Raw genomic sequence first — 23,639 nt, 5'->3', positions numbered from 1 at the left:
CAGCCCAACAGCCGGTAGACCAATCAAAGACCTCAAGTAGCGTAAGCGATAGGTCACATAAAGTGTCGCGGGATGGAGCAGCCCGGTAGCTCGTCAGGCTCATAACCTGAAGGTCGTAGGTTCAAATCCTACTCCCGCAACCAGAATTCCTACATGATATCAAAGACTTGAAGTCGGCTTCGGCCGATCAAGTTTTTGATGTCGTGTTTTACATCAACGCCACATCAACGTTTGCCGAGTCCTCTTAGCGATGGAACAAAGTGCGTTGTAGGCGAAGTCCTGTGCGCTCCTTTACTCTTGCGGCAATGACGCCTTGAATACTTCGAGCAATTGCTCAGTCTCAGGTCGCAGGTTCTCGATTCCGGTGTAGGGAATGCCCCGGCGGAGTTCCCGGTCGGGATATTTCTTCTTCATCGCCTGATGACGCACGATCATGTTTGCAAACTGGCCGCCGGCCCAAGGTCCGTACTTGATTGATTCCTTCGAGCGCTCTTCCCTTGGGTCGCGATAGAGATCAAAGAAATGAGAGAAGAGGATCGGATTTGCGCCTGCAGGTGCGAGGTGCATCTTGTATTTGTTTTTGACCACAGACTTCAGCTTTGAACCCTCGTAAACAAAGACATAATCGCGACGGCCATGGGTGTCGCCGTTCAGGAGTAACGAGCTTTGATCCAGCCCGTCGATGATACGGTCGGTCGGGACTTCCTCAGACGCGTTGGTGAGGCGGGCAAAAGTAGTAAATAGATCGCTGACATGAATGATATCCTCGGCATAGCTGCTTGGTTCGATCACACCTTTCCACCTGACATAGGCATTCACGCGCACGCCACCTTCCAAGTGATCGCCCTTGGCACCGCGATAAATTCGATCAGAAATCCCGGTCGCTCCAGCATATTTCATGAAAGGTCCGTTGTCCCCCATGATCATGATAACCGTGTTCTCGGCGATACCGAGCTTGTCAACTTCAGCAACCAAGTCACCGAGCCACTCGTCGACTTCGACAATCGTCTCCGCAATTGTTCCACCGTTTAACGTTTTGAACTCCTTGATATCCTGGCGCGGGAAGTTCAGAGGAAAAAGGGGCCAATAGTTCAAGAAGAAAGGCTCATCCTGTTCCGCCAACGTGCGTAGTTGGGACAAAGCGCTTTGTTGGTAGCGTTCATTCATTGCCCGATATTTCGCCTGACTCCATGGCTCACCGGGCTCCAGGTCTACTTCGTAGATCTTGCCGTCCCGCAATTCGACACCTGTCACCATATGACTCGGGTCCACAGCAAAATGCGCGTCCAATGTATAGGTTTGAAGGCTTCCATCCGGGGTCGTGCCGCGGATGACATCTGCATCTTCGGCGTCGGCATGCATGATTGCCATTTGGCCTTGCTGATGGATCGGAAATTCAGCATTCATGAAACCTTGCTTGTGAGCATAGGCCTCCTCGATGTCACCCATGTGCCACTTGCCAACATGCGATGTGGTGTACCCTGCCTCCTTCAGCACTTCGGCCAGTGTCACCTCCTCGGCCGGTAGCCCTTCACCGGCCAGCGTCGCCTTGGCATCAACAAGGCCGGTGCGAGTGGGGAGACGACCTGTCATCATTGCCACACGTGTCGGAGTGCACGAGGGTTCCGTGTACATCCGCATCAAACTCAGGCCATCTTTGGCAAAGGCATCGATGTTGGGCGTGTTGTATCCCCGGATCACGCTCAACTCATGCATGCCGATTTCTCCAAAACCCACATCATCCAGCAGGACGTAGATGATGTTCGGGGGCTTGCCCCCATTTGCAGCTCGGATCTCGGCCAGCCTTGTGTCGATGGCCTCGTCTTCCTTCAGCCATCGCTCACCATTTTGAGCCTTCAGAATTCCATATTCGGCGTCATGGATTAATTCGTTTTCCTGCGCGGTTACCCAACCCGTGGCGCACATAAGTGCCAGAGTTGAAAGAGATAGTATTCGTTTCATGTTTGGTCCCTGCTGTGTTTGCTTTGTTTTCTGACGCCTTCAAGGATCAACTGATGACACAAGGTCGACAGGGAAAGGGATCTGGAGGCCGCGAGTCTTCCCAGTTGCTCTCGCTCCGTTTCCGTCAAAAGGGTGACAACCCTCGCGGAGCGAACCTCTTCGCTTGGCAAGCGTGGTCGCCCGGTCATTGGAGGGCGCTTCGTCTTTCCATCGACCTTCGACAGTTGCCCAAATCCTCACTTGACGGCTAACATTCCATGAAAAGTGCCAGAGGCAGAAAATGGACCACATCAAAAATCGCTCAGTGGCGAAGAAGCGTGCGCCACCGGTGACGGTTCTTCTGAACGATCCCAACCAGTTCAAAGACCTATCAGGTTGGGACATGGAGCTTCGACAGATTGAGCCCGGCCCCTTGGACGCACGGGTATCGGTCTGGTCAGGTCGGGATCTGACCATGATTGATACCTCCTTCAACCGGTCAATGTACCAGGCCGGAGTGTCCCAAAAGGGGATGCTGGCTTTTGGCCTGCCTGATCCGGGGGTGCTCAGTCACTGGCTTGGCCGCAGCCCCCGGGCAACTTCCGTCATGACTTTCGGGAATGAAGACCCGTTCGACGGAGTGAGTGTGTCGGATTTTTCGGGAGTGTCATTCGCGGTCGAAATGGGGCGGGCAGAGCAGGTTGCCCGGAAAATCGGGGTCGAAATTGCCGAGAACCTGGAGCAATCGTCCCTCACAGAAGTCGATGATCCCGGAGGGTTATACGCCAAGCTGCGGTTTAGGGCGAGGCAGTGCATTTCCGGCGGGTCCGGCCCCCTTTCCCAATTGGAAGAGGAAGATCTTATTGTCGATTTTCTGGAAATGTTGGCTTCTCTGGGGCCTCAAACCCACAAGGGCGACGACCGAAACAGAACGCGCTTGGTCAAGAATGCCGTTGAAGTGATGAATGCGGCGTTGACGGACAATGTGCCGATAAGTGAAATTTGCGCCGAAGTTGGTGTGCCCGTCAGCACTTTGCGACGCGCATTCCAAGAGGTCTATGGTGTGGGACCCAAACAGTTTTATCTCAAGTCCCGGCTCAACAAGGTGAGGAGCGAATTGGCCAGGCGCCCTCAGGGTGTGGGCATTTCCGACGTCGCAAACGCGCATGGCTTTTGGCACATGGGGCAATTTGCCAAGGACTATCGCCGCCTGTTTGGAACGCTACCTTCCAGTACTGTCGGCCTAAGCTGATCCGCATTTAGACTTTGAAACTCGGAACTCCGCACTCCAGCGTTGAGCCAAGGCACAATGACGCTGGTGTTTGTACATGCCAGATCTGTCCAGCGAGTTGCACGAATTCAGTTCTGCTCCAAGTCCGAACGACCTGTCTGAAGATACTTCGTTGCAGTGATGGTCTCGGCCACTGAAGCCAGCTAGTCGGCGACGAAGTTCGCACCGATGCCAACCAAGTTAACGCCTCTCTGCGCGTGACTTCGATCGACAGGTTGCGGAAATCCAAATCCGCGCCGCGATCCTCAACGACTTCACGACACTTGGCATTCCAAAGACAGCGGCCGTAAGCTAAATCCGTCCGGTGTCAGGGGAGGTCGGAACTCAACCCGACTTGTGAAACAAAGCCATGGACACCCATCTCCAACCCTGCTACATCCGCGCAATCTTGCGGCCTCGGATTCGTTCCGGGGCTGTTGATATTTGGAATCGGGGACCTTCGGGGCCCTATACATCGGGCACCTACGGGGGCCTCACACATAGCGGGGAAACCCCGCATTGCTAAACGGAAGACAGAAAGCATGGCACTCAAGTCGTATAAGCCGACGACGCCGGGCCAGCGCGGGCTGGTGCTGATCGACCGTTCGGAGCTGTACAAAGGACGTCCTGTCAAATCCCTCACCGAGGGTCTGACGAAATCGGGCGGCCGGAACAACACCGGACGTATCACATCACGTCGTCGCGGCGGTGGCGCAAAACGCCTCTACCGGATCGTTGACTTCAAACGGAACAAATTCGATGTGGCGGCAACCGTCGAACGGATCGAGTATGACCCGAACCGGACCGCCTTCATCGCACTGGTTAAATATGACGATGGCGAGCAGGCCTATATCCTCGCTCCTCAGCGTCTGGCCGTTGGTGACAAGGTTGTCGCCAGCCAGAAAGCCGACATCAAACCGGGCAACGCAATGCCGTTCTCGGGCATGCCGATCGGTACCATCATCCACAACATCGAGATGAAGCCCGGCAAGGGTGGTCAGATCGCGCGTGCCGCAGGCACCTATGCCCAGTTCGTGGGTCGCGACGGTGGCTACGCCCAGATCCGCCTCAGCTCGGGTGAACTGCGCATGGTGCGTCAGGAATGCATGGCCACCGTTGGTGCCGTGTCCAACCCCGACAACTCGAACCAGAACTACGGTAAAGCCGGTCGTATGCGCCACAAGGGCGTGCGTCCGTCGGTCCGTGGTGTTGTCATGAACCCGATCGACCACCCGCACGGTGGTGGTGAAGGCCGGACCTCGGGTGGTCGTCACCCGGTGACCCCATGGGGCAAGCCAACCAAGGGCAAGCGCACTCGCAACAAGAACAAAGCGTCGCAAAAGCTGATCATCCGCTCGCGCCACGCCAAGAAGAAGGGGCGTTAATAGATGTCTCGCTCTGTATGGAAAGGTCCTTTCGTCGACAGCTATGTGCTTAAGAAAGCTGAAGCTGCGCGCGAGTCGGGCCGCAATGAAGTGATCAAGATCTGGTCGCGCCGTTCCACCATCCTGCCCCAGTTCGTGGGTCTGACCTTTGGTGTCTATAACGGTCACAAGCATATCCCCGTCAATGTCTCGGAAGACATGATCGGTCAGAAGTTCGGTGAGTACTCGCCGACCCGGACCTATTATGGCCATGCCGCCGACAAAAAAGCGAAGCGGAAGTAAGTCATGGGCAAGGAAAAGAACCCCCGCCGCGTGGCAGACAACGAAGCAATGGCGAAAACCCGTATGCTCCGTACCAGCCCGCAGAAACTGAACCTGGTGGCACAGATGATCCGTGGCAAGAAGGTTGAAAAGGCCCTGACGGACCTGACCTTCTCGAACAAGCGGGTCGCGCAGGACGTGAAGAAATGCCTTCAGTCCGCCATCGCCAACGCTGAAAACAACCACAACCTGGATGTCGATGAACTGATCGTCGCCGAGGCTTGGGTCGGCAAGAACCTGATCCTGAAACGCGGCCGTCCGCGGGCACGTGGCCGGTTCGGCAAGATCATGAAGCCGTTTTCGGAGATCACCATCAAGGTGCGTCAGGTAGAGGAGCAAGCCTAATGGGTCATAAAGTAAATCCGGTCGGCATGCGCCTCCAGGTCAACCGCACCTGGGATAGCCGTTGGTACGCCGACACCAAGGACTACGGTGATCTTCTGCTGGAAGACCTGAAAATCCGTGAGTTCATCAAGGATGAGTGTAAGCAGGCGGGCATCGCCCGTGTGATCATCGAACGTCCGCACAAAAAGTGCCGCGTGACGATCCACACCGCGCGTCCGGGTGTCATCATCGGCAAGAAAGGCGCCGATATCGAGGTTCTCCGCAAAAAGATCTCGTCGATGACCGACAGCGAACTGCACCTGAACATCGTCGAAGTGCGCAAGCCCGAGCTTGACGCGCAGCTGGTTGCCGAGTCGATCGCTCAGCAGCTGGAGCGTCGGGTTTCGTTCCGCCGCGCGATGAAACGCTCGGTTCAGAACGCCATGCGTATGGGCTCCCTGGGTATCCGGGTGAACGTCGCTGGTCGTTTGGGCGGCGCGGAAATCGCACGGACCGAATGGTACCGCGAAGGGCGCGTGCCTCTGCACACCCTGCGTGCCGACATCGATTACGCACATGCCGAAGCGAAGACCCCTTACGGGATCATCGGGATCAAGGTCTGGATCTTCAAAGGTGAGATCATGGAGCACGATCCGCAGGCACGTGACCGTAAAGCACAGGAACTCCAGGACGGCCCTGCACCTCGTGGTGCTGGTGGCGGTCGTCGCTAAGGAGAGAATGAGATGCTTCAACCAAAGCGTACTAAATTTCGCAAGATGCACAAAGGCCGGATCAAGGGCGAAGCCAAGGGCGGCTCTGATCTGAACTTTGGTGCCTACGGTCTGAAAGCGCTGCAGCCCGAGCGTGTGACCGCGCGTCAGATCGAAGCTGCACGTCGTGCGATGACCCGTCACATGAAACGTCAGGGCCGCGTCTGGATCCGGATCTTCCCGGATACCCCGGTGACCTCGAAACCGACCGAAGTCCGTATGGGTAAAGGTAAAGGTTCCGTGGATTTCTGGGCGGCCAAGGTCAAACCCGGCCGGGTAATGTTCGAGATCGATGGCGTCGATGACGACATCGCCCGCGAGGCCCTGCGTCTTGCCGCGATGAAGCTGCCGATCAAGACCCGCGTCGTGGTTCGCGAAGACTGGTAAGAAGGCGGGGTAACTACCCACCTTGCTAAAATCGCCCCCGCCGGGAAACCGGCGGGGGATTCTTTTTGAGTGCCTAGCCACAACTGTGCAAAGCTAAAAATGTGCTGATTTGTTTCAATGGCGGTCGAGGCGGGCGATATGAGTGAGGTTCCATTCCTTCCCATCGTCGTCAATGTGCTGCTGTATTCGACGTTGCCTGTATCGCTGATACTCTTCGTCCTTGGCGTACAATGGCTATTTAGAGTTTTTGCGCTTCTGTGCGCCGCGTGCCTAATTGGCTTGATTTGGTTCTTTGCCATTTCCTCAGAATGCTGCCCGACCGGAATGGAGGCTTTGGCATTGGTTATATGGCCTTCATTGTTATTTGTGACCGGGCTCTGGAGTTGGATTTGTTACGCAGTTTTCTTTAGCTTGGGGCTTTTGCCACACCAGAGAAGCTGAGGTTAGGCTGATAGTTCCACATACGCAGAATCAAAAAAGGGCCACATCCCAACATGCGGCCCTTGGCAATTTCTAAGACTGACAGATCAGCCCAGCAGGCGACGGGCGATAACCTGCGCCTGAATCTCAGCCGCACCTTCAAATATGTTCAGGATGCGGGCGTCGCACAGCACGCGGGAGATCTTGTATTCCAGCGCAAAGCCGTTGCCGCCATGGATCTGTAAGCCATTGTCCGCCGCCGCCCATGCCACGCGGGCCCCCAGCAGCTTGGCCATGCCGGCCTCAAGGTCGCAGCGGTGACCGTGGTCCTTTTCCCAAGCCGAGAAATAGGTCAATTGCCGCGCGATCATGATCTCGACAGCCATCATCGCCAGCTTGGACGATACGCGGGGGAAGTCGATCAGCGACTTGCCGAACTGCTTGCGGTCCTTGGCGTATTGCATGGCGATGTCCAGCGCGCATTGCGCCACACCAATGGCGCGGGCGGCGGTCTGGATGCGGGCGGATTCGAAGGTTTCCATCAATTGTTTGAAGCCTTTGCCCTCTTCACCGCCCAGCAGGTTCTCACCCTTGACCTCGAACCCGTCAAAGCCCAGCTCGTATTCCTTCATGCCGCGATAGCCCAGAACCTCGATCTCGCCGCCGGTCATTCCAGGCGTGGGGAAGGGGTTTTCGTCGGTTCCCGGCGTCTTTTCGGCCAGGAACATGGAAAGCCCGCGGTGATCCTTGGTGGTGGAATCGGTGCGCGCCAGCAGCGTCATCACATGGGTGCGCGCGGCATGGGTGATCCAGGTCTTGTTGCCGGTGATCTGGTAGTTGCCATTCTCGTCCTTGACTGCGCGGGTGCGCAAGGAGCCCAGGTCGGAACCGGTATTGGGTTCGGTAAAGACGGCGGTCGGCAGAATCTCGGCGCTGGCGATCTTGGGCAGCCAGTTGGCTTTCTGCTCGTCGGTGCCACCCGCGATGATCAGCTCGGCGGCAATCTCCGAGCGGGTGCCCAGCGAGCCGACGCCTATATAGCCGCGCGACAGCTCTTCCGAGACCACGCACATCGAGGCTTTGGACAGGCCGAAACCGCCGAACTCCTCGGGTATGGTCAGACCGAACACGCCCATTTCGGCCAGTTCCTCGATCACCTCGATCGGGATCAGTTCATCGTTCAGGTGCCAGTCATGGGCAAAGGGTTCGACCTTTTCGGCGGCATAGCGGCGGAACTGGTCGCGGATCATCTCAAGCTCTTCGTCCAAACCAGAAGTGCCGAACATGGCCGAGGCAGTCTGATCCTGCATCAGTTCCACCAGCCGTGTGCGCGCGGCCTGAGTGTTGCCGTTCTGGGTCAGGGTCATGACGTCGGGTGCCATCATGGCGCGCATGTCGTCCTGGCTAAGGCCCAGATCCTGCAGGCGTACGACTTCGCCTTGGTTCATCTGAATGCCACCATAGATCTGCCAGAGGTATTCTCCGAACGCGATCTGGTGGAGCAGTTGTTCCAACTCACCGAACTTACCGTCGCCTTCCAACCTCTCGGCCCAGCGCTGCATCTGGGTCAGCGATTGGCGATAGGTCGCCAGCCAGGCCAGCCCGTGGGCGGCGGTTTGATTGGCCTCAATCAGGCCGGACGACACACGGCCATCGGCGCTGACGGTGGCGCGTACTCGGTCGCGGGCCAGTTCGAATACGGTGTCCACGGGAGCGAGTGCTGCGCGCGTGACCGAAAGGAGGTCGGGGATCAGAACGGTGTTTTGCATCGCTGAAATATCCTGTCCATCATGGGGCATATGTGATTCCTCCTAGCTTCGCACGGTGATATCACTTTGCACGTGCAGCGCAATTAAAATACGCAAAAACCTCGGTTATTGTGCGATAGTTGCGTGATGTTATTTGCAGTGCAGCAACTGACGGACGTGAAATTAGGGGCGGCATGGAGCCGCCTTTTCGATTTAGTCGCCGTATGAATTCATGCTTGTTCTGGCCATCGCGATGCTGGCCGGGATGGTCAGGGGCATGGTCGGGTTTGCCATGCCGATGATCTTTGTTTCAGGGCTAAGCACGTTGCTGCCACCGGACTGGGCGTTGGCTGGGCTGATCCTGCCGACGCTGGTGACTAACGGGATGCAAGCCCTGCGGCACGGGGCCGAGGCTGCGGTCAGGTCTATCCGGCGGTTCCGGGTGTTCCTGCTGTTCAAGCTGGTCTGGCTGCTTGCCACTTCGCAATTGGAGACGCGGATACCGGCGTCGATCTTTCTGCTGCTGATCGCGGTTCCGGTCGTTGCCTTCGCTGCGATTCAGTTGCTGGGGGGCCGGTCCAGACTGGGTCACGCTTCATCGCGCAGTGATGCATTGGTGGGCGCATTTGCGGACGGCGTCGGGGGCATGTCGGGTGTCTGGGGGCCGCCGATCGTGGCGTATCTCAACGCGCTCAATACGCCCAAGCGTGACCAGATGCGGATTCAGGGAGTGATTTATGGGCTGGGCGCGGTGGCGCTGGCGCATCTTGGCTCGGGCGTGCTGCGGTCCGAGACCCTGCCGCTGTCGCTGGTGCTGATTTTGCCCGCCGCGATCGGCATGTGGCTGGGCGGGCGGTGGCAGGACCGGATTGATCAGAACGTGTTCCGCAAGCTGACCTTGATCGTGTTACTGCTGGCGGGGCTGAACTTGCTGCTGCGCGCGCTTATGGGATAGGGTCTCAGGCCTTCGGACTGCGATTGCCGAAGAACCGGAAGAAATAGAGCAGACCCAGCATCAGAAAGAACAGCCCGGCGACGTCACCGATCAGGAAGGCGATGTATTCGGCGGTGGCACTGCCGAATACCATGTTGGTTAGGCCCGAGATCAGCAGCGAGGTCACCACGCCCACTCCCATGATGCAGATCCAGCAGGGGTCTTTGTCGGCACGCGGAAACAGATTCCAACCGGCGGCTTTCAGGGCGTAGAAAACCACTGGCACCACCGTGACCGCGATGGCGATCGCTGCAAGGCGGCTGGGCATGAATACGTTCAAGCCACCGGCATGCAAAAAGACCAGAAATACGCCGGGCAGAAGGGCCGGGATTGCCCGCCATCCCAACAGCCACGCGCTCAGAACCCGGACGCCGTGCGGCAGGAACAGCAGGCTGGCCTGACTGGGATAAGCGGGAAAAAACGCGTTCTGAAGCGGCATCAATATCTGAAACGTCACCAGATAAGCCACAAAATACGCTGTTGAAGCCACCAAGGCTTCGCTCAATCTGGCACGCAACATGAAATGTCCGAGGTTTCCGGTTGATCAGGTCCTAGGTTGGTTGACCAGGTACCGGCCCCGGTTCGAGGCCCGGCCCTGCGACAGGTACCCCTTGTTCACGAGAGATTTGAGCGCCCGGAAGAATGTCGGTCTCGACACCGTCTGCAACAGGCTGTGTTCGATCAATAGGACCGTCCGCACCTCTTCGTCAGATTTCGAGATCTCGCTTGCCGCGTAATAGACGTCGCGCTCGACCGGTGAGAGCTCCTGCAATCCGAGTGACCGCTCCATGCTTTGCAGCAGTTTTCTTAGTTCAGCCAGTTTTGAAATTTCCATCATTGCCTGCGTCGCTACCTGTTCCGTTTTAATGCGGGTCCGAGCCTGTCCGTTTTCCAGCCCGGCAGTTTGCAAATTTCCAAGTGTCATATTGACACCGCGTGATATTTTCTTAGTGTTTGCATACTTGGGGCTGTCCGTGAGTGAGTGGTGGCAGCCAAAAGCCCTTTTTATTGTGTCGCCCGGTGCAAATCTGCGCCGGGCTTTTCCCATTGTTACGACAATATGTCCAAAAAAGGTGATTGCAGCAATTAAAATGTTACATAACTCGTCGGCATTTAAGGCCCGGTAACACTTACCGTAGCGTCAACCTCCGTCGCGCGGGCCCAGAGGTCCGCTTTATTCGTTTTTTTCGAATACAGATATAATCAATGCTGAATCCAGATAGATCGTCAGTTCGCGAATCTGCTTGTCGCCACCGAAATGCATCACCCGGCAAATCTCGTTGTTGTATCTGCGGCCATTCAGTGCCGTGCCGCGGGATCGAAGTTCGGCAATGGCGTCCGTGCCATCGACAAAGAAATCGGTAACCGACATCGAGACACCGCGTGCAGCACCTGCGGCAGACGACCGAAGGCCCGATCCCGAAGATCGGCCATCCCGCTCTACCGCCTGGTCAGCGGGTGAGTCCCCATCACCGTCCAGGCGACATCCTCGCGCACCGCCGCGAAAAAGGCGTCCGGGTTACCGGACGCCCATTCCTGAAACAAACCTCGCACTTAGCGTGACCTATCATTGCCGCACCGCCGGACGGGTCAGCTAATTGAGACGGCTTTGACGTCGTCGTCGATGAAGGGCAGGTATTGCTCGAAATTGTCGGCAAACATCTGGACCAGCTTGGCGGCCTGCTTGTCGAACGCGGCCTGATCGTCCCAGGTACGGCGCGGGTCCAGCAGGACCTCGGCCACACCTGGCGCGGACACCGGCACGTCAAATCCGAAATTTGAGTCCTTGCGGAATTCCACCTCGGTTAGTGACCCATCAAGCGCCGCGGTCAGCAGAGTACGAGTGGCTCGGATAGGCATCCGGCTGCCCACACCATAGGCGCCGCCAGTCCAGCCAGTGTTGACCAGCCAGCAGGTGGCGCCATGCTGGGCGATCTTTTCGCGCAGCAGGTTGCCATAGACCTCGGGGCGGCGCGGCATGAAGGGCGCGCCGAAGCATGTCGAGAATGTCGGCTGTGGCTCGGTCACGCCGCGCTCGGTGCCCGCCACTTTCGAGGTGAAACCTGACAAGAAATGATACATCGCCTGCGCCGGGGTCAACCGGGCGATCGGCGGCAGCACGCCAAAGGCGTCGCAGGTCAGCATGATGATGTTCTTGGGATGCCCGCCCAAGGCGCTGCTGGACGCATTCGAGATATATTCCAGCGGGTAGGCGCAGCGCATGTTCGCGGTCAGCGAGTCGTCGTCGAATTCCAGTTCCTTGGTCTCGGGGTCGAACACCATGTTTTCGATCACGGTGCCGAATTTCGTAGTTGTGGCATAGATCTCCGGCTCGGCCTCGGGGCTGAGGTTGATGGTCTTGGCGTAACAGCCTCCTTCGAAGTTGAAGGTGCCGCGATCGGACCAGCCGTGTTCGTCATCCCCGATCAGCGTGCGCTCGGGATCGGCCGAGAGCGTCGTCTTGCCGGTGCCGCTCAGGCCGAAGAACACTGCGGTGTCGACCGGGTTGCCATTGGCATGATTGGCCGAGCAGTGCATCGGCATGATGCCTTTTTCCGGCAGCATGTAATTCAGCAGGGTAAAGACCGATTTCTTGTTCTCGCCAGCATATTCGGTGCCGCCGATCAGGATGAGCTTCTTGTCGAAATTCATCGCGATCACGGTTTCCGAGCGGCAGTTGTGGCGTTCGGGATCGGCCTGGAAGCTGGGGCAGTTGATGACGGTGAAATCAGCCACGAACTCGTTCAGGTCCTCGCGGTCGGGACGGCGCAGCAGATGGCGAATGAACAGGTTGTGCCAGGCCATCTCGGTGATCATGCGTACATTGATCGAGTGGGCCGGATCGGCACCTCCGACCAAATCCTGAACGAAATAGTCGCGGCCCTTCATGTGTTCGAGCATGTCGGCGTGCAGCGCATCGAACCCTGCGGGGGTCATCGCGGCGTTGTTGTCCCACCAGATGCCTTCGGCGACGCTATCGGTCTTGACCACGTGCTTGTCCTTGGGCGAGCGGCCGGTGAACTTGCCGGTTGTAACCAGAAAGGCGCCGCCATTCCCCAGCGTGCCTTCGCCCCGCTTGAGCGCTTCTTCGATCAGCGCGGGTTCCATGAAGTTGTAATAGACATTGCCCAGACCCTCGATGCCCTGATCTTCGAGGCGGAATTGCGGGTTAACCCGTCCAGATGTCATTCGTTCAGTCTCCTGTGGTGGCCCGTGGGCCATGCGAGCGCCTGCGCGCTAAGTGGGCGAATTCACCGGCAGTTTAACCGGTATGGGCGGTCTTAACACGGCGCTTTGGGGCATGAACAGATGGCCAGCCCCTAGTTAGCGCAACCAAGTTTGAGTTTAGCGCAACCATCCATGGCGTGACTTAACGGCATAACAGCAGGCGGCCTAAGGGACCGCTTTTTTGCAACCCGACACGTGAAAGGCCCGAGTGATTCGCACTTATTGATTGATTCGGACCGGTAAAACAGCCATGAATGTAAGAAAAAAAGGCAATGCAGAGCAGAGTAGGGATAAAAGCATGTCGAAAATTGCGCTCGTAGATGACGACCGAAACATCCTGACCTCGGTGTCCATGACCCTTGAGGCGGAAGGGTTCGAGGTCGAAACCTACAATGACGGTCAGGCCGCGCTTGATGCGTTCAACAAGAAGCTGCCGGATATGGCCGTGCTTGACATCAAGATGCCGCGGATGGACGGGATGGACCTGTTGCAACGCCTGCGTCAGAAGTCGCAGATGCCGGTGATCTTTCTGACATCGAAGGATGACGAGATCGACGAGGTTCTGGGCCTGCGTATGGGCGCGGACGATTATGTAAAAAAACCGTTTTCGCAGCGACTGCTGGTCGAACGCATCCGTGCGCTGCTGCGCCGTCAAGATGCCATCGCGGGTGACGAGGCGGGCGAAACCCCGGTCGAGGCCAAGGTGATGGAGCGAGGTCAGCTGCGGATGGACCCGCTGCGCCACGCGGTCACCTGGAAGGGCAAGGACGTGTCGCTGACAGTTACCGAGTTCCTGCTGCTGCAGGCGCTGGCGCAACGGCCCGGCTTCGTGAAAAGCCGCGATCAGTTGATGGACGTGGCTTATGACGATCAGGTTTATGTGGATGACAGAACCATCGACAGCCATATCAAGCGACTGCGCAAGAAGATGCGCACGGCGGATAATGACTTTACCGCGATTGAGACGCTCTACGGCATCGGGTACAGATATAACGAAGAATGACCGTCTTGACGGTTCGGGTCCCAAGACTGGGGGGCATCGTGGGCGATTCAGGTGCGCCTGAGACGAAACTCCGTGGCGACGTTGTGCTTGGGGATGACTGGGTCACCCCCAATGATGACGTGTCGCAGGAACTGCGCGTCAAACGATCGCGCCGCAGTCTGTTTGCTCTGCGCAGCTCGCCGCTGACGCGCAAGATCATCACCTTTAACCTGCTGGCGCTGATCATTTTGGTCGCCGGTATTCTGTATCTCAACGACTCGCGGCACGGGCTGGTCCAGCAGCGCGCCAGCGCGCTGGTTGGCGAGGCGCAGCTTGTCGCCGATGTGTTCGAGGTGCAGCTGCCCGAGGGATTCGCAGTCAATCTGGCCAACCGAGGCGGGGTCAATGTCGAGGATACTCTGGCCGGGCTCAGTTTGCGACCGGGGGTCGAGGTGCTGGTCTATGACGCCACCGAACGTCTGGTGGGCCGGGCCAAGGCGGTTGAACTGTCGCCCGAGGCGCAAGCGAAACAACAGGGTCAAACGGTGATCAGCGATACGCTGGCGGCGGTTTGGGGCATGGTCTCGTCGGTATTTGCGCAGGCGCCCAAAGTGGTCGCCCCCGATGTTGAGCGACAATTGCGCAGGCTATTGCCTGCGGCGCTGTCACAGGGCACCCGCGTCGACACATTGATCGATGCGCAGGGCGGGACGGTGGTTGCCGCCGCAACACCGGTTCTGCAAGGCACGACACCTGTAGGTCTTGTGGTAATGCTCAGCCCTGCGGGCGAGATTGATGCGCTGGCACGACAGGAACGCGAACGCGTGCTGCAGATGTTCTTGGTGGCCTTGCTGGTCTCGATCGGGCTCAGCCTTGTGCTGGCCTCGACCATCGCGAACCCGCTTGCCGATCTGGCCGCAGCGGCAGAGCTGGGCCGCGACCGGGATACGCGCAAGATCAACCCCGGACGCATCCGCATTCCCGATCTGACCGCGCGTCCGGACGAGATCGGGCGCCTCAGCGGTGCGTTGCGCGGCATGGTTGGCGCTCTCTACAGCCGTATCGACAGCAACGAGCAGTTCGCGGCGGATGTTGCGCATGAGATCAAGAACCCGCTGGCCAGTCTGCAATCGGCGGTGGGTACCATGCGCATGATTAAGCGTGATGATCAGCGCGCCAAACTGCTCAATGTGATCGAACATGACGTCCGTAGACTGGACCGCCTTGTCAGCGATATTTCCAACGCCTCGCGGTTGGATGCCGAACTGGTCAAGGAAGAAGAGCAGGCCTTTGACTTGATGACCATGCTGGGCAACCTGAACCGGCATCTAGGTGAAGAGGCGCGCACCAAGGGTGTCGATTACATCGTCGACATGCCGTCGGAGCCGATCTTTGTTTTGGGGCTTGAGGCGCGGCTGGCGCAGGTTTTTGTGAACCTGATCACCAATGCCATTTCTTTTTGCGACGAGGGTGACGCGATCCGGGTCTGGGCCCGGCACAGATCGAACCGCGTGCTGATCGTGGTTGAGGATACCGGGCCGGGCATCCCCGACGAGGCACTCAGCAAGATCTTCAAGCGGTTCTATTCGCAACGCCCCGAAGAGCATTTCGGCAACAATTCGGGTCTTGGGCTGGCGATCTCGAAACAGATTGTCGAGGCGCATGGCGGTGTGATCTGGGCCGAGAACATCCGTCCGACCGAGGCCGACATCACTTCCGAGCCTCTGGGCGCACGGTTTGTCGTGGGCCTGCCGGTCTGATCCGGTGTCTGATCCGACCGGCCCAAGCGCGCTTGCCCCTTTTGCCGAGGCAACCCAAGCGAACATCCACGGCAGTTGCGTCGCCATGGGTGGCGGCGCGCTGCTGATCGTCGGGCGATCGGGCAGCGGCAAATCGGCACTGGCGCTTGAGATGATGGCGCTTGGCGCCACCCTGGTGGCCGATGATCGCGTCGACCTGACCCGTGATCGGGCACAAGTTCTGGCCTCAGCCCCCGACCCAATTGCCGGATTGATCGAGGCGCGCGGGATTGGTCTGCTGCGCGCCTTGCCGTCCGCGTCCATGCCACTCAGCTACATCCTCGATCTCGATTGTACCGAAGCGGCCCGGATGCCCTCACAGGCCGAAACAGTGCTGCTGGGTTGCCGATTGCCCTTGCTTGGCGCGCCAAATGCCCCAAATCTTGCGGCAGCGTTAGTACAACTACTCAAAGCGGGGCGGGTGCCGCCGGAATGGCCGAACAGATGAACGGAAAGCAGCGGATCGTGCTGGTCACCGGCCCATCCGGCGCTGGGCGCGGCAGCGCCATAAAAGTGCTCGAGGATCTGGGTTATGAGGCGATTGACAACCTGCCGATGCGGTTTCTGAACCGGCTGCTCGACAGCCCGGCCAGCGACCGACCCATGGCGCTGGGCCTTGACCCACGCAACCGTGATTTTTCGACGCATGGCTTTCTGGATATGGTCGCGAAACTGTCACGGACCGAGGGGCTGGACCTCACCACGCTCTATCTCGACTGTAGCGAAGAGGTGCTGCTGCGCCGGTTCTCTGAAACGCGTCGCAGGCATCCGATGTCCCGCGGGGCCAGCCCGCTGGCCGGTGTGCGCCGCGAAACCGAGCTGCTGCGACCGATCCGCGACATCGCTGATACCCTGATCGACACCACCGCGCTTAACGTGCATCAGATGCGCGACGAGGTCGAACGCTGGTTTGCCAAGGGTGAGGGGCGGGAACTGGCGGTTTCGGTCGAGTCGTTCTCCTACAAGCGCGGGCTGCCGCGCGGGGTGGACATGGTGTTCGATTGCCGGTTTCTTGCCAACCCGCATTGGGACCCTGATTTGCGAAGCCAGGATGGCCGCGATCAGTCGGTAGCCGACTATGTGGCACAGGACCCGCGCTTTGATCCGTTCTTCGACCAGGTTCATGATTTGCTGCTGTTCCTGCTACCCGCCTATCGCGATGAGGGCAAGACACACCTCTCGGTTGCATTTGGGTGTACCGGAGGGCAACACCGTTCGGTTACCTTGGCCGAAGCCATGGCAAAGGTCCTTGCAGAGCAAGGCCAGCAAGTGTCAATAAGGCATCGCGAACTGGAACGCCGCATAGCGGGTGAGAGGCAGCAGGATTGATCGGGATCGTGATCGTGGCGCATGGGGGGCTTGCCGGGGAATACCTGGCCGCGACCCAGCATGTGGTCGGTAAACAGCCGGGGTTGGTCGCCGTGGCGATCGAGGCCGATCACGACCGCGACGAAAAGCAGAACGAGATTTGCGCCGCCGCCGATTCCGTGGATACCGGGGATGGCGTTGCCGTGGTGACCGATCTTTTTGGCGGATCGCCCTCCAACCTGAGCCTGCGCGCCTGCGCCCCTGCCAATAGGCGCATTCTGTATGGCGCGAATCTCCCCATGCTGATCAAACTGGCAAAGAGCCGCCATTTGCCGATTGCCGACGCGGTGCGGGGCGCGCTTGAGGCCGGGCGCAAGTATATTAACGCGCAGAACGTGACGCTGGATTGAAGACAAATGGGACCGAATGATTCAACGCAACCTTAAGATCGTGAACGAAAAGGGCCTGCACGCGCGGGCTTCTGCCAAGCTCGTGGAGGTGGTAGAAGGGTTTGATGCCACCGCAGAGGTCTCGCGCGACGGGCTTTCCGCCGCCGGTGACAGCATCATGGGTCTTTTGATGTTGGCAGCGTCGCGCGGAACCACTATTGACGTTGAAACGTCCGGCCCCGATGCCGAGGCGTTGGCAGATGCGCTCGAGGCTCTTGTGGCCGACAAGTTCGGAGAAGGGTTCTGAGCGCCGCCGCGATGGCGCATAGGACAGGAAGACCAGAACGTGGCCGACACCGCGCATAACGATAAGACAGGTGTGTTGCCGGAGGCAGAGACCTCCCAGGGCGAGGTCTATGACCGCCGCACGCTGACTTATGCCAATTCCTTTGACGACCGCTGGACTTCGACTGCGATCCGGGCCATCGAGTGGGTGACCGGAAAGATCACCATCCTGCGCATGGTCAACAAGTTCGAAAAGCAGAACGAGTATTATCGGGGTCAGAAATTCTGGCGCGGCGCGCTGAACATCATGGGGATCGAGTTGCAGACTCCCTCTGAGCAGATCGCGCGCATACCCACAGAAGGACCGGTCGTCGTGGTGGCCAACCATCCGCATGGCATGGTCGATGGCATGATCTTTGCCGACCTGATCGGGCGCGTGCGGCTGGACTATCGCATTCTGACCCGCTCGGTCCTGACTGGCCTAGACGAGGCGGCGACTTCGTTCATGATCCCGGTGCCCTTCCCGCACGACCCCGAAGCGCAGACCAAGATGATGGAGATGCGCGGTAAAGCGATGGCGCATCTGAAAGAAGGCGGCGCGGTGGCGCTGTTCCCCTCTGGTGTCGTGATGTCCTCTGACACGTGGTTTGGCCCCCCGATTGAACGCGAGTGGAGTGTCTTCACCGCCAAGATGATCCGTCGCTCGGGCGCGCGTGTCGTGCCGATCTACTTCCCCGGCTCAAACTCGCGCTGGTATCAGATCGCCAACCGCCTTTCGCCGATCCTGCGGCAGGGCCTGTTGCTGAGCGAGATCGTGCGTTCCTGCAACAAACCGCAGGCGCCGGTGATCGGCGAGCCGCTCAGCGACGAACAAATGCAGCTGCTGGAAGAGAACCCGCGCCAGTTCATGTCCTGGCTGCGCGACCATACTCTGGCCCTGGGCAAGCAAAACTGATCCGCCCTTCATCTGGCTGATAATATCCTGTGGGTGCACGGAGGCTCGGAAACCGTCCAGTGGACGATTTCAATCGCGAACGGGCGGACCCCCGGCAACGAGCCACAAGTCAAGAAAGGGCTGGCCCCTTGCTTAACGTGTCGGCACCGGGGTTTCGCCGCGATAGTCGTAGAATCCGCGCTGCGTCTTGCGCCCCAGCCACCCGGCCTCGACATATTTTGTCAGCAGTGGGCAGGGGCGGTACTTGGTATCGGCCAGCCCGTCATGCAACACGTTCATTATAGCCAGACAGGTATCAAGACCGATGAAATCCGCCAGTTCCAGCGGCCCCATCGGGTGATTGGCACCCAATTTCATCGACTGGTCGATCGACTGAACCGAGCCCACGCCCTCATACAGCGTATAGACCGCCTCGTTGATCATTGGCATCAGGATGCGGTTGACGATGAAAGCGGGAAAATCCTCGGCGCTGGCGGCGGTCTTGCCCAGCCGGTCGACGACTTCTTTGCAGGCCTTGAACGTCGGCTCATCGGTGGCAATCCCGCGGATCAGTTCGACCAGTTGCATGATCGGAACCGGGTTCATGAAGTGGAACCCCATGAACCGCTCGGGCCGGTCGGTGCCGCTGGCCAGCCGGGTGATCGAAATGGACGAGGTGTTCGAGGTCAGTATCGTGTGCGGCAACAAATGTGGTTGCAGATCCTCGAAAATCGCCTGTTTGATCGTCTCGCGCTCGGTTGCGGCCTCGATCACCAGATCGGTCGCGCCGATCTCGGGCAGGCTCAGCGTGGTGTGGATACGCCCTAGCGCCGACTGCATGTCACCTTCGGTGATCTTGCCGCGCGACACCTGTCGCTCCATGTTCGCCTCGATCAGCGCGCGCGCGCCGTCCAGCGCCTCCTGGCTGACATCGGACAGGATGACTTCGTAATCGGCCAATGACAGTACATGGGCGATGCCGTTACCCATCTGACCCGCGCCGATCACTCCAACCTTGCTGATGCTCATGCCGTCCGCCTTTCGCCCGACTCTCGCCCGGACCATATCGGCATTGCTGCCTGGGCGGAAGAGGGCGGGACCATGAGGATTTGCCGCAAATTGGCGCATTAGCCGAATCGCAACTTGTGTGACTGCACAGTGGCTATCGGGTGAAGACGAAACAATTAGGTGGGTGATATGAGCTATCAGGCTCCGGGCGCGCCGTCGCCGGAAGACGTGACGTGTTTTTATGGAAATTCAAAACTGCCAGTGCGCGGGCCAAGGCGCGCGTTGGACGCGCGCTATCTGGCTTGTCTCGGCGGAACGGAGACCTTTGGCCGATTCGTGCCAACCCCCTATTGCGAGCTTCTGGAACGGCGGCTGAGACGTAAGACGGTCAATTTGGGGGGCGTGAATTGCGGGCTCGATGCCTGGCTTGGCGATCCCGATCTGATCAGCATCGCCAAAGGGGCTGAACTTTGCGTGCTGCAACTGTCCGCCCTGCACCAGCTTTCGAACCGTTTCTACCGCGTGCATCCGCGCCGCAACGACCGGTTTTTACGGGCCTCGGACGGGCTGCAGGCGTTGTTTCCCGATGTGGATTTTACCGAGATCCACTTCACCGGACACCTGATGCGCCATCTGCAAGCAGCGGATGCCGAACGGTTCGAAACCGTGCAGACCGAGTTGGAGCGCGTCTGGCTTGACCGTATGCAACACCTGATCGCGGTCTTGGACACAAACGTGGTTCTGTTGCGGCTGCAGATAGAGACCGAAAACTTGATCGGCGATCCGGCCCCTGTCAGTGCCAGAATGCTGTCCCGGATCGCACCGCAGGCGCAGGCGACTCTCGACATTCCCGTTCATCCGGCGGGGCAATCGATGGAATTGGGCGACATGATTTTCGGCACGCTGCAGCAGCCAGCGGCTGAACACATGCTGGGGCCTGCCGCGCATCAGGTCATCGCCGACAGGCTGGCCCGCAGCATCCGCGATCTGGACTGAGCGACGCCGCCCGGCGGCTTAGCCCGAAAGCCGCGCCAGATCGGCGCTCAGCGCCTTCGCGTCGGCAATGCTGCGTTGCAAGGAGGCCAGTTTCTCGGCATCGGTGGACCCGGTCGGGTTGGAATTCAGAACCCGGTCGATGCGCTGCGCGGTGGCTGGGTCCGTCCCGCCCAGTCCGTCGCGCTGTTGCAGGATCTTCAGCTTCAGCTGCGCCAGCTCAGATTCCCGCCCCCGGATCTGTGCCGCAAGCGCATCATTGCGCGTCTGCGCGCTGGCCACATCCGCTTCGGCAGCGTCGATGCGGTCGTCATAGGCTCCGGTCGCAATGCCCGAGACGCCGTTGAAAAACCCGCCTTCGGCCGGGTCGGTTGTGGTTTGACACCCCGCAAATGCGAGCAGGGTCAGGGGAAACAGGGCCCTCATGGCATCCTCCTCAGATCGCAGTGGCCAGGTCATTGGCGATCGCGCGCATCTGCCCGATCTGGTTCTGCAAAGCGGCCAGATCGCCGTCGATGGGCGAGGCGCTTTGCCCGCGTTTGACGGTCAGGCTGCGCGCTTCGGTGAACTCGCCCTGCCGCTTGGTCGCGCCGTCAACGGCGATCTGCATCTGCGCCAGGTTGCTGTTGGCCTCGGTGATTTCCTGCTGCATCTGCGTGCCCGAGATTTGCCCGGCTGCCGATTGCGCCTTGAGCGCATCCAGTTCGGCCTTTTGCGCCGCTAGCACCTGGTTCATCACGTTGATCGTGGTCTGCATTTCGACAGCATTGGCATCCAGATCCTTCTTGATCTGCCGTAGCCGCGATTCACGCCCGATATATTTTCGTTGGACGAAGGCCACATAGGTTCCCGCCGCGGCACCCGCACCCAGCCCGATCGAGATCCCAGTGCCCACATCATCGCTGCCGCCAAGGCCTAATCCGATCAAACCGCCGGTCGCTCCACCGGCCACGGCACCTTGCAATACCGTCTTCTGCAGCGCCGCAGCCTGCTCGGCAAGTTGCTCTTCGGCCTGACTGTCACCGGTCTGCACCGCCGTTAGTGTGGTGGATCGCGTGTCGTTCCCGCCGTCGCTGCAGGCCGACAGGGCCAGCGCCGTTGCCAGCATTGTCGCGATCACTCTTGGGGTAACAGGTCTGCCAGCCATTGGTAGCTTCCTTTCTTGCTGTCATCTGCCTGAGCGACATGGGCCAGAAATAACGCGGCGTCTTCGTTCAGGTGGTGTCCGGTCTGTTGCAAGTCCCGGAACCGGTCGTCGCCACCCACCCAGGCAATGGTGGCGTCGGGCGGAAAGAACAGGACCGAACGGTTCAGGACCTCGTCATAATAGCTGCGACTTTCGTCCAACCGCCGCAGGATGATGCCGCGTGACCGGTGGATGTCATAGACATCGTTATGGGCCTGCCGCAGCACCGGCAGCGCGTCGGCATTGGTCTCTGCGATTTCTGCGATTTGCTCAAGCGCGACCTCGGCGATGGCGAGCGTGCGCTCGACACTGCGCAGCGCCACCAGATCGGTGCGCAGACGTTGCAGCGTCGTGGCCGCCAGAAACATCGAGACCTGCGCCGCATCGCGATAAAGCGCTTCGGTGCTGATGTCGTCCCCGTCAGAGAGGTGCCTGCGATAGCCCTCCAGCGCCGAGGCCAGATCGGGAGGGACCGCGCGCGCCCGCCCGGCATCGAACAGTCCAAGTGCGGTCAGCGCGGCGGCCATTCGCCCTGGATCAGCCGAAGCGAACAGCGGTTGAGAAGGGGCCGCGGGCGCGGAGGTTGCCTTTGTCGAGAGCATTCGCGTCCTTTCCTGAGCGATGCTACTGAATAACCCGTTGGGATAGTCGCGCAGATAGGCGTCGAAATCACGCGAATCGTCTGAAGAGGCGATGCTGCGCCAGCGGGCCAGCTCGCTGGCAGTGGCGTCATCGGGCGTGTCATCAGGTAGGGCGGGGGCAAAAGCATGCTCGCTCAGCACCGCCTCTTCGACCCAGGGCACCTGCCGCCCGTCGGTCTGCATCACCACCTGCTGTCGTACCCGCCCCAGCATCAGCCGGGTATCGAGTCCGGGCGTTGCGATATGATCAAGCAGTCCGCTGGTGAAAACGCTGTTCTCGCCGGTGCCGTCATAGGCCACGTTGCCGGGATCGGTGGCATAAGCGATCAGAAGGCCCGCGCCGCCCTTGGCCCGAACCAGCCCCTGTTCCACTAACCCGCGTTCAGCAAACGGGTTGTTGCGGCAGGCATCCAGCAGCACGATCCCGATCTCTGGCCCCGCGCGCGAGATTGTGTCGCGCACTCGCGCCATGGTGATCGAGCTTTTCCGAAGGGCGGCGACATCGCTGCCTGAGAATTCGGTTCCGATCAGATGGTTCTCACCGCCGATCTGCACCCCGTGACCGGCATAGAAGAACACCGCCATCTCGGCACCCTGCGCCGCTGCACCAAAGGCCTTTAGGGCGGTTTCCATGCCCGCGGCATCCTGATCGGTTGTTTTTGCCACGACAAATCCCAGATCCCTCAAGACTTGGCCCAAGGCGTCGACATCGTTCGCCGGGTTGCGCAGGCTCATCTCGGGCGTGGCATAGGCGGAGTTACCGATCAGCAGAGCTACCCGCTTTGCGGCCTGTGCGAAGTTGGCCGTGGTCAGCAAAACAAGGCTCAGACAGAGCCATAAGAGTGGGAATTGACGAGATCTCGACCTCATGCGGTGACGTTACCGCACTGGTGAGGGAAGTACAGTTGAATTGATCAGAACGGATTCATCCGGCGCAACAGGCGTGCGCGCCGGGTAAGATGCTATTTCCTGCCCGCTATGATCCGGTCGAGAATGAGCGCGCAGAGCAGGATCGCAAGGCCTGCCAGAATTGCCTGTCCTGCGGCGAGTTATTGCAGCGTCTCAGGCACGTTCTCGCCCAGGCCCTAAACCCCGATCAGCGAGGCGACGACAACCATCGTCAGCAACATCAGGGCGGTCTTGTGCGCCAGCGGCAAGTCCACTTCGTTCCAAGCGAGCAGTGGACCTGTCAGGATTTGATGCCGCTCCGATTGCTCGTTTCGATTGCGCACCCCGGTCAATCGCTGAGTAGGTCTAAGGGTTTTTAATGAACTAGGGTCTATCAGCAAGTGGCGCGTGGCCGATCTTTGCTGATCCTCCGAAGAG

25 protein-coding genes, 1 tRNA gene and 1 pseudogene are annotated in these 23,639 nt (G+C 59.2%); 17 read left to right on the top strand and 10 right to left on the bottom strand.

What is annotated here, in order from left to right; all coding sequences use genetic code 11:
• The first annotated feature begins 66 nt into the window (after nucleotides 1-66).
• Nucleotides 67-143: transfer RNA gene (locus tag AB1E33_RS25800), tRNA-Met, on the top strand.
• A gap of 148 nt (nucleotides 144-291) precedes the next feature.
• Here AB1E33_RS25800 and AB1E33_RS25795 read toward each other — a convergent pair.
• Complete coding sequence (locus tag AB1E33_RS25795; RefSeq protein ID WP_372580102.1) at nucleotides 292-1,962, bottom strand: sulfatase-like hydrolase/transferase; 1,671 nt, start codon at nucleotides 1,960-1,962, stop codon at nucleotides 292-294.
• Nucleotides 1,963-2,242: 280 nt separating this feature from the next.
• Between AB1E33_RS25795 and AB1E33_RS25790 the strand changes: the two genes are divergently transcribed.
• From AB1E33_RS25790 to rplP, 7 genes and pseudogenes are all read left to right on the top strand, one after another.
• The gene (locus tag AB1E33_RS25790) at nucleotides 2,243-3,193 is read left to right on the top strand and encodes a helix-turn-helix domain-containing protein (protein WP_372580101.1); all 951 of its coding nucleotides are present in this window, start codon (nucleotides 2,243-2,245) and stop codon (nucleotides 3,191-3,193) included.
• 223 nt (nucleotides 3,194-3,416) lie between these two features.
• Nucleotides 3,417-3,527 (top strand): annotated as a pseudogene (locus AB1E33_RS25785) (IS5/IS1182 family transposase); the annotation flags it as partial.
• A gap of 226 nt (nucleotides 3,528-3,753) precedes the next feature.
• Nucleotides 3,754-4,596 carry a 50S ribosomal protein L2 gene (gene rplB / locus AB1E33_RS25780; RefSeq protein WP_249710518.1) on the top strand — a complete coding sequence of 281 codons (843 nt, stop codon included), beginning with the start codon at nucleotides 3,754-3,756 and terminating at the stop codon, nucleotides 4,594-4,596.
• Nucleotides 4,597-4,599: 3 nt separating this feature from the next.
• A complete protein-coding gene (gene rpsS, locus AB1E33_RS25775; RefSeq protein WP_008207545.1) occupies nucleotides 4,600-4,878 on the top strand; it encodes a 30S ribosomal protein S19 in 279 nt (92 codons plus the stop codon).
• 3 nt (nucleotides 4,879-4,881) lie between these two features.
• Complete coding sequence (gene rplV / locus AB1E33_RS25770) at nucleotides 4,882-5,262, top strand: 50S ribosomal protein L22 (RefSeq protein ID WP_372580100.1); 381 nt, start codon at nucleotides 4,882-4,884, stop codon at nucleotides 5,260-5,262.
• On the top strand, nucleotides 5,262-5,972 hold the full coding sequence (gene rpsC / locus AB1E33_RS25765) for a 30S ribosomal protein S3 (RefSeq protein ID WP_372580099.1): 711 nt from the start codon (nucleotides 5,262-5,264) through the stop codon (nucleotides 5,970-5,972). Before rplV ends, rpsC begins: the two co-directional genes overlap by 1 nt.
• A 12-nt stretch (nucleotides 5,973-5,984) precedes the next feature.
• Entirely contained in the window at nucleotides 5,985-6,398 is a 414-nt protein-coding gene (gene rplP, locus AB1E33_RS25760; RefSeq protein ID WP_249710524.1) for a 50S ribosomal protein L16, read from the top strand.
• A 527-nt stretch (nucleotides 6,399-6,925) separates the two neighbouring features.
• Here rplP and AB1E33_RS25755 read toward each other — a convergent pair.
• Complete coding sequence (locus AB1E33_RS25755; RefSeq protein WP_372580098.1) at nucleotides 6,926-8,617, bottom strand: acyl-CoA dehydrogenase family protein; 1,692 nt, start codon at nucleotides 8,615-8,617, stop codon at nucleotides 6,926-6,928.
• 181 nt (nucleotides 8,618-8,798) lie between these two features.
• On the opposite strand from AB1E33_RS25755, the gene AB1E33_RS25750 reads away from it, so the two are divergent.
• Nucleotides 8,799-9,521, top strand: coding sequence for a sulfite exporter TauE/SafE family protein (locus tag AB1E33_RS25750; protein WP_372580097.1), 723 nt, complete (start codon nucleotides 8,799-8,801; stop codon nucleotides 9,519-9,521).
• 4 nt (nucleotides 9,522-9,525) lie between these two features.
• Here AB1E33_RS25750 and AB1E33_RS25745 read toward each other — a convergent pair whose 3' ends face one another.
• The 4 genes from AB1E33_RS25745 to AB1E33_RS25730 form a co-directional block, all read right to left on the bottom strand.
• Nucleotides 9,526-10,080: a hypothetical protein gene (locus AB1E33_RS25745; RefSeq protein WP_372580096.1), complete on the bottom strand. Its 555-nt coding sequence runs from the start codon at nucleotides 10,078-10,080 to the stop codon at nucleotides 9,526-9,528.
• 24 nt (nucleotides 10,081-10,104) lie between these two features.
• The gene (locus tag AB1E33_RS25740; protein WP_372580095.1) at nucleotides 10,105-10,485 is read right to left on the bottom strand and encodes a hypothetical protein; all 381 of its coding nucleotides are present in this window, start codon (nucleotides 10,483-10,485) and stop codon (nucleotides 10,105-10,107) included.
• Nucleotides 10,486-10,734: 249 nt separating this feature from the next.
• The gene (locus tag AB1E33_RS25735) at nucleotides 10,735-10,932 is read right to left on the bottom strand and encodes a nuclear transport factor 2 family protein (protein WP_372580094.1); all 198 of its coding nucleotides are present in this window, start codon (nucleotides 10,930-10,932) and stop codon (nucleotides 10,735-10,737) included.
• A 218-nt stretch (nucleotides 10,933-11,150) separates the two neighbouring features.
• A complete protein-coding gene (locus AB1E33_RS25730) occupies nucleotides 11,151-12,749 on the bottom strand; it encodes a phosphoenolpyruvate carboxykinase (protein WP_372580093.1) in 1,599 nt (532 codons plus the stop codon).
• 337 nt (nucleotides 12,750-13,086) lie between these two features.
• Between AB1E33_RS25730 and AB1E33_RS25725 the strand changes: the two genes are divergently transcribed.
• From AB1E33_RS25725 to AB1E33_RS25695, 7 genes are read left to right on the top strand one after another with little or no spacing between them, the layout of a single operon-like run.
• Nucleotides 13,087-13,791, top strand: a complete 705-nt coding sequence (locus AB1E33_RS25725; protein WP_372580092.1) for a response regulator transcription factor — start codon at nucleotides 13,087-13,089, stop codon at nucleotides 13,789-13,791.
• A gap of 38 nt (nucleotides 13,792-13,829) precedes the next feature.
• Nucleotides 13,830-15,530, top strand: coding sequence for a sensor histidine kinase (locus AB1E33_RS25720; protein WP_372580091.1), 1,701 nt, complete (start codon nucleotides 13,830-13,832; stop codon nucleotides 15,528-15,530).
• Nucleotides 15,531-15,534: 4 nt separating this feature from the next.
• A complete protein-coding gene (locus tag AB1E33_RS25715) occupies nucleotides 15,535-16,017 on the top strand; it encodes an HPr kinase/phosphorylase (protein ID WP_372580090.1) in 483 nt (160 codons plus the stop codon).
• Nucleotides 16,002-16,898 carry an RNase adapter RapZ gene (gene rapZ / locus AB1E33_RS25710; RefSeq protein WP_372580089.1) on the top strand — a complete coding sequence of 299 codons (897 nt, stop codon included), beginning with the start codon at nucleotides 16,002-16,004 and terminating at the stop codon, nucleotides 16,896-16,898. Before AB1E33_RS25715 ends, rapZ begins: the two co-directional genes overlap by 16 nt.
• Nucleotides 16,895-17,287 carry a PTS sugar transporter subunit IIA gene (locus AB1E33_RS25705; protein ID WP_372580088.1) on the top strand — a complete coding sequence of 131 codons (393 nt, stop codon included), beginning with the start codon at nucleotides 16,895-16,897 and terminating at the stop codon, nucleotides 17,285-17,287. Before rapZ ends, AB1E33_RS25705 begins: the two co-directional genes overlap by 4 nt.
• Nucleotides 17,288-17,303: 16 nt before the next feature.
• Nucleotides 17,304-17,573, top strand: coding sequence for an HPr family phosphocarrier protein (locus tag AB1E33_RS25700; RefSeq protein WP_249710539.1), 270 nt, complete (start codon nucleotides 17,304-17,306; stop codon nucleotides 17,571-17,573).
• A gap of 39 nt (nucleotides 17,574-17,612) precedes the next feature.
• Entirely contained in the window at nucleotides 17,613-18,506 is an 894-nt protein-coding gene (locus tag AB1E33_RS25695) for a lysophospholipid acyltransferase family protein (protein WP_372580087.1), read from the top strand.
• Nucleotides 18,507-18,638: 132 nt separating this feature from the next.
• On the opposite strand, the gene AB1E33_RS25690 is transcribed toward AB1E33_RS25695, so the two are convergent.
• Nucleotides 18,639-19,514, bottom strand: coding sequence for a 3-hydroxybutyryl-CoA dehydrogenase (locus tag AB1E33_RS25690; RefSeq protein ID WP_372580086.1), 876 nt, complete (start codon nucleotides 19,512-19,514; stop codon nucleotides 18,639-18,641).
• Between the two features lie 168 nt (nucleotides 19,515-19,682).
• On the opposite strand from AB1E33_RS25690, the gene AB1E33_RS25685 reads away from it, so the two are divergent.
• On the top strand, nucleotides 19,683-20,489 hold the full coding sequence (locus AB1E33_RS25685) for a DUF6473 family protein (RefSeq protein WP_372580085.1): 807 nt from the start codon (nucleotides 19,683-19,685) through the stop codon (nucleotides 20,487-20,489).
• A gap of 18 nt (nucleotides 20,490-20,507) precedes the next feature.
• Here the strand turns inward: AB1E33_RS25685 and AB1E33_RS25680 are convergent, their stop codons facing one another.
• The 3 genes from AB1E33_RS25680 to AB1E33_RS25670 are packed head-to-tail and all read right to left on the bottom strand — an operon-like array spanning nucleotide 20,508 to nucleotide 23,129.
• On the bottom strand, nucleotides 20,508-20,912 hold the full coding sequence (locus AB1E33_RS25680; RefSeq protein ID WP_372580084.1) for a hypothetical protein: 405 nt from the start codon (nucleotides 20,910-20,912) through the stop codon (nucleotides 20,508-20,510).
• Between the two features lie 10 nt (nucleotides 20,913-20,922).
• Complete coding sequence (locus tag AB1E33_RS25675; RefSeq protein WP_372580083.1) at nucleotides 20,923-21,633, bottom strand: hypothetical protein; 711 nt, start codon at nucleotides 21,631-21,633, stop codon at nucleotides 20,923-20,925.
• A complete protein-coding gene (locus AB1E33_RS25670) occupies nucleotides 21,603-23,129 on the bottom strand; it encodes a caspase family protein (protein ID WP_372580082.1) in 1,527 nt (508 codons plus the stop codon). The genes AB1E33_RS25675 and AB1E33_RS25670 overlap by 31 nt, the downstream gene beginning before the upstream one ends.
• Between the last annotated feature and the right edge of the window lie 510 nt (nucleotides 23,130-23,639).

The organism is Ruegeria hyattellae, from assembly GCF_041537925.1.
In the GTDB taxonomy this organism is placed as follows: Bacteria; Pseudomonadota; Alphaproteobacteria; order Rhodobacterales; family Rhodobacteraceae; genus Ruegeria_C.
Note: the sequence above shows the minus strand (reverse complement) of the source record. Positions and strands in the feature narration are given on the sequence as shown.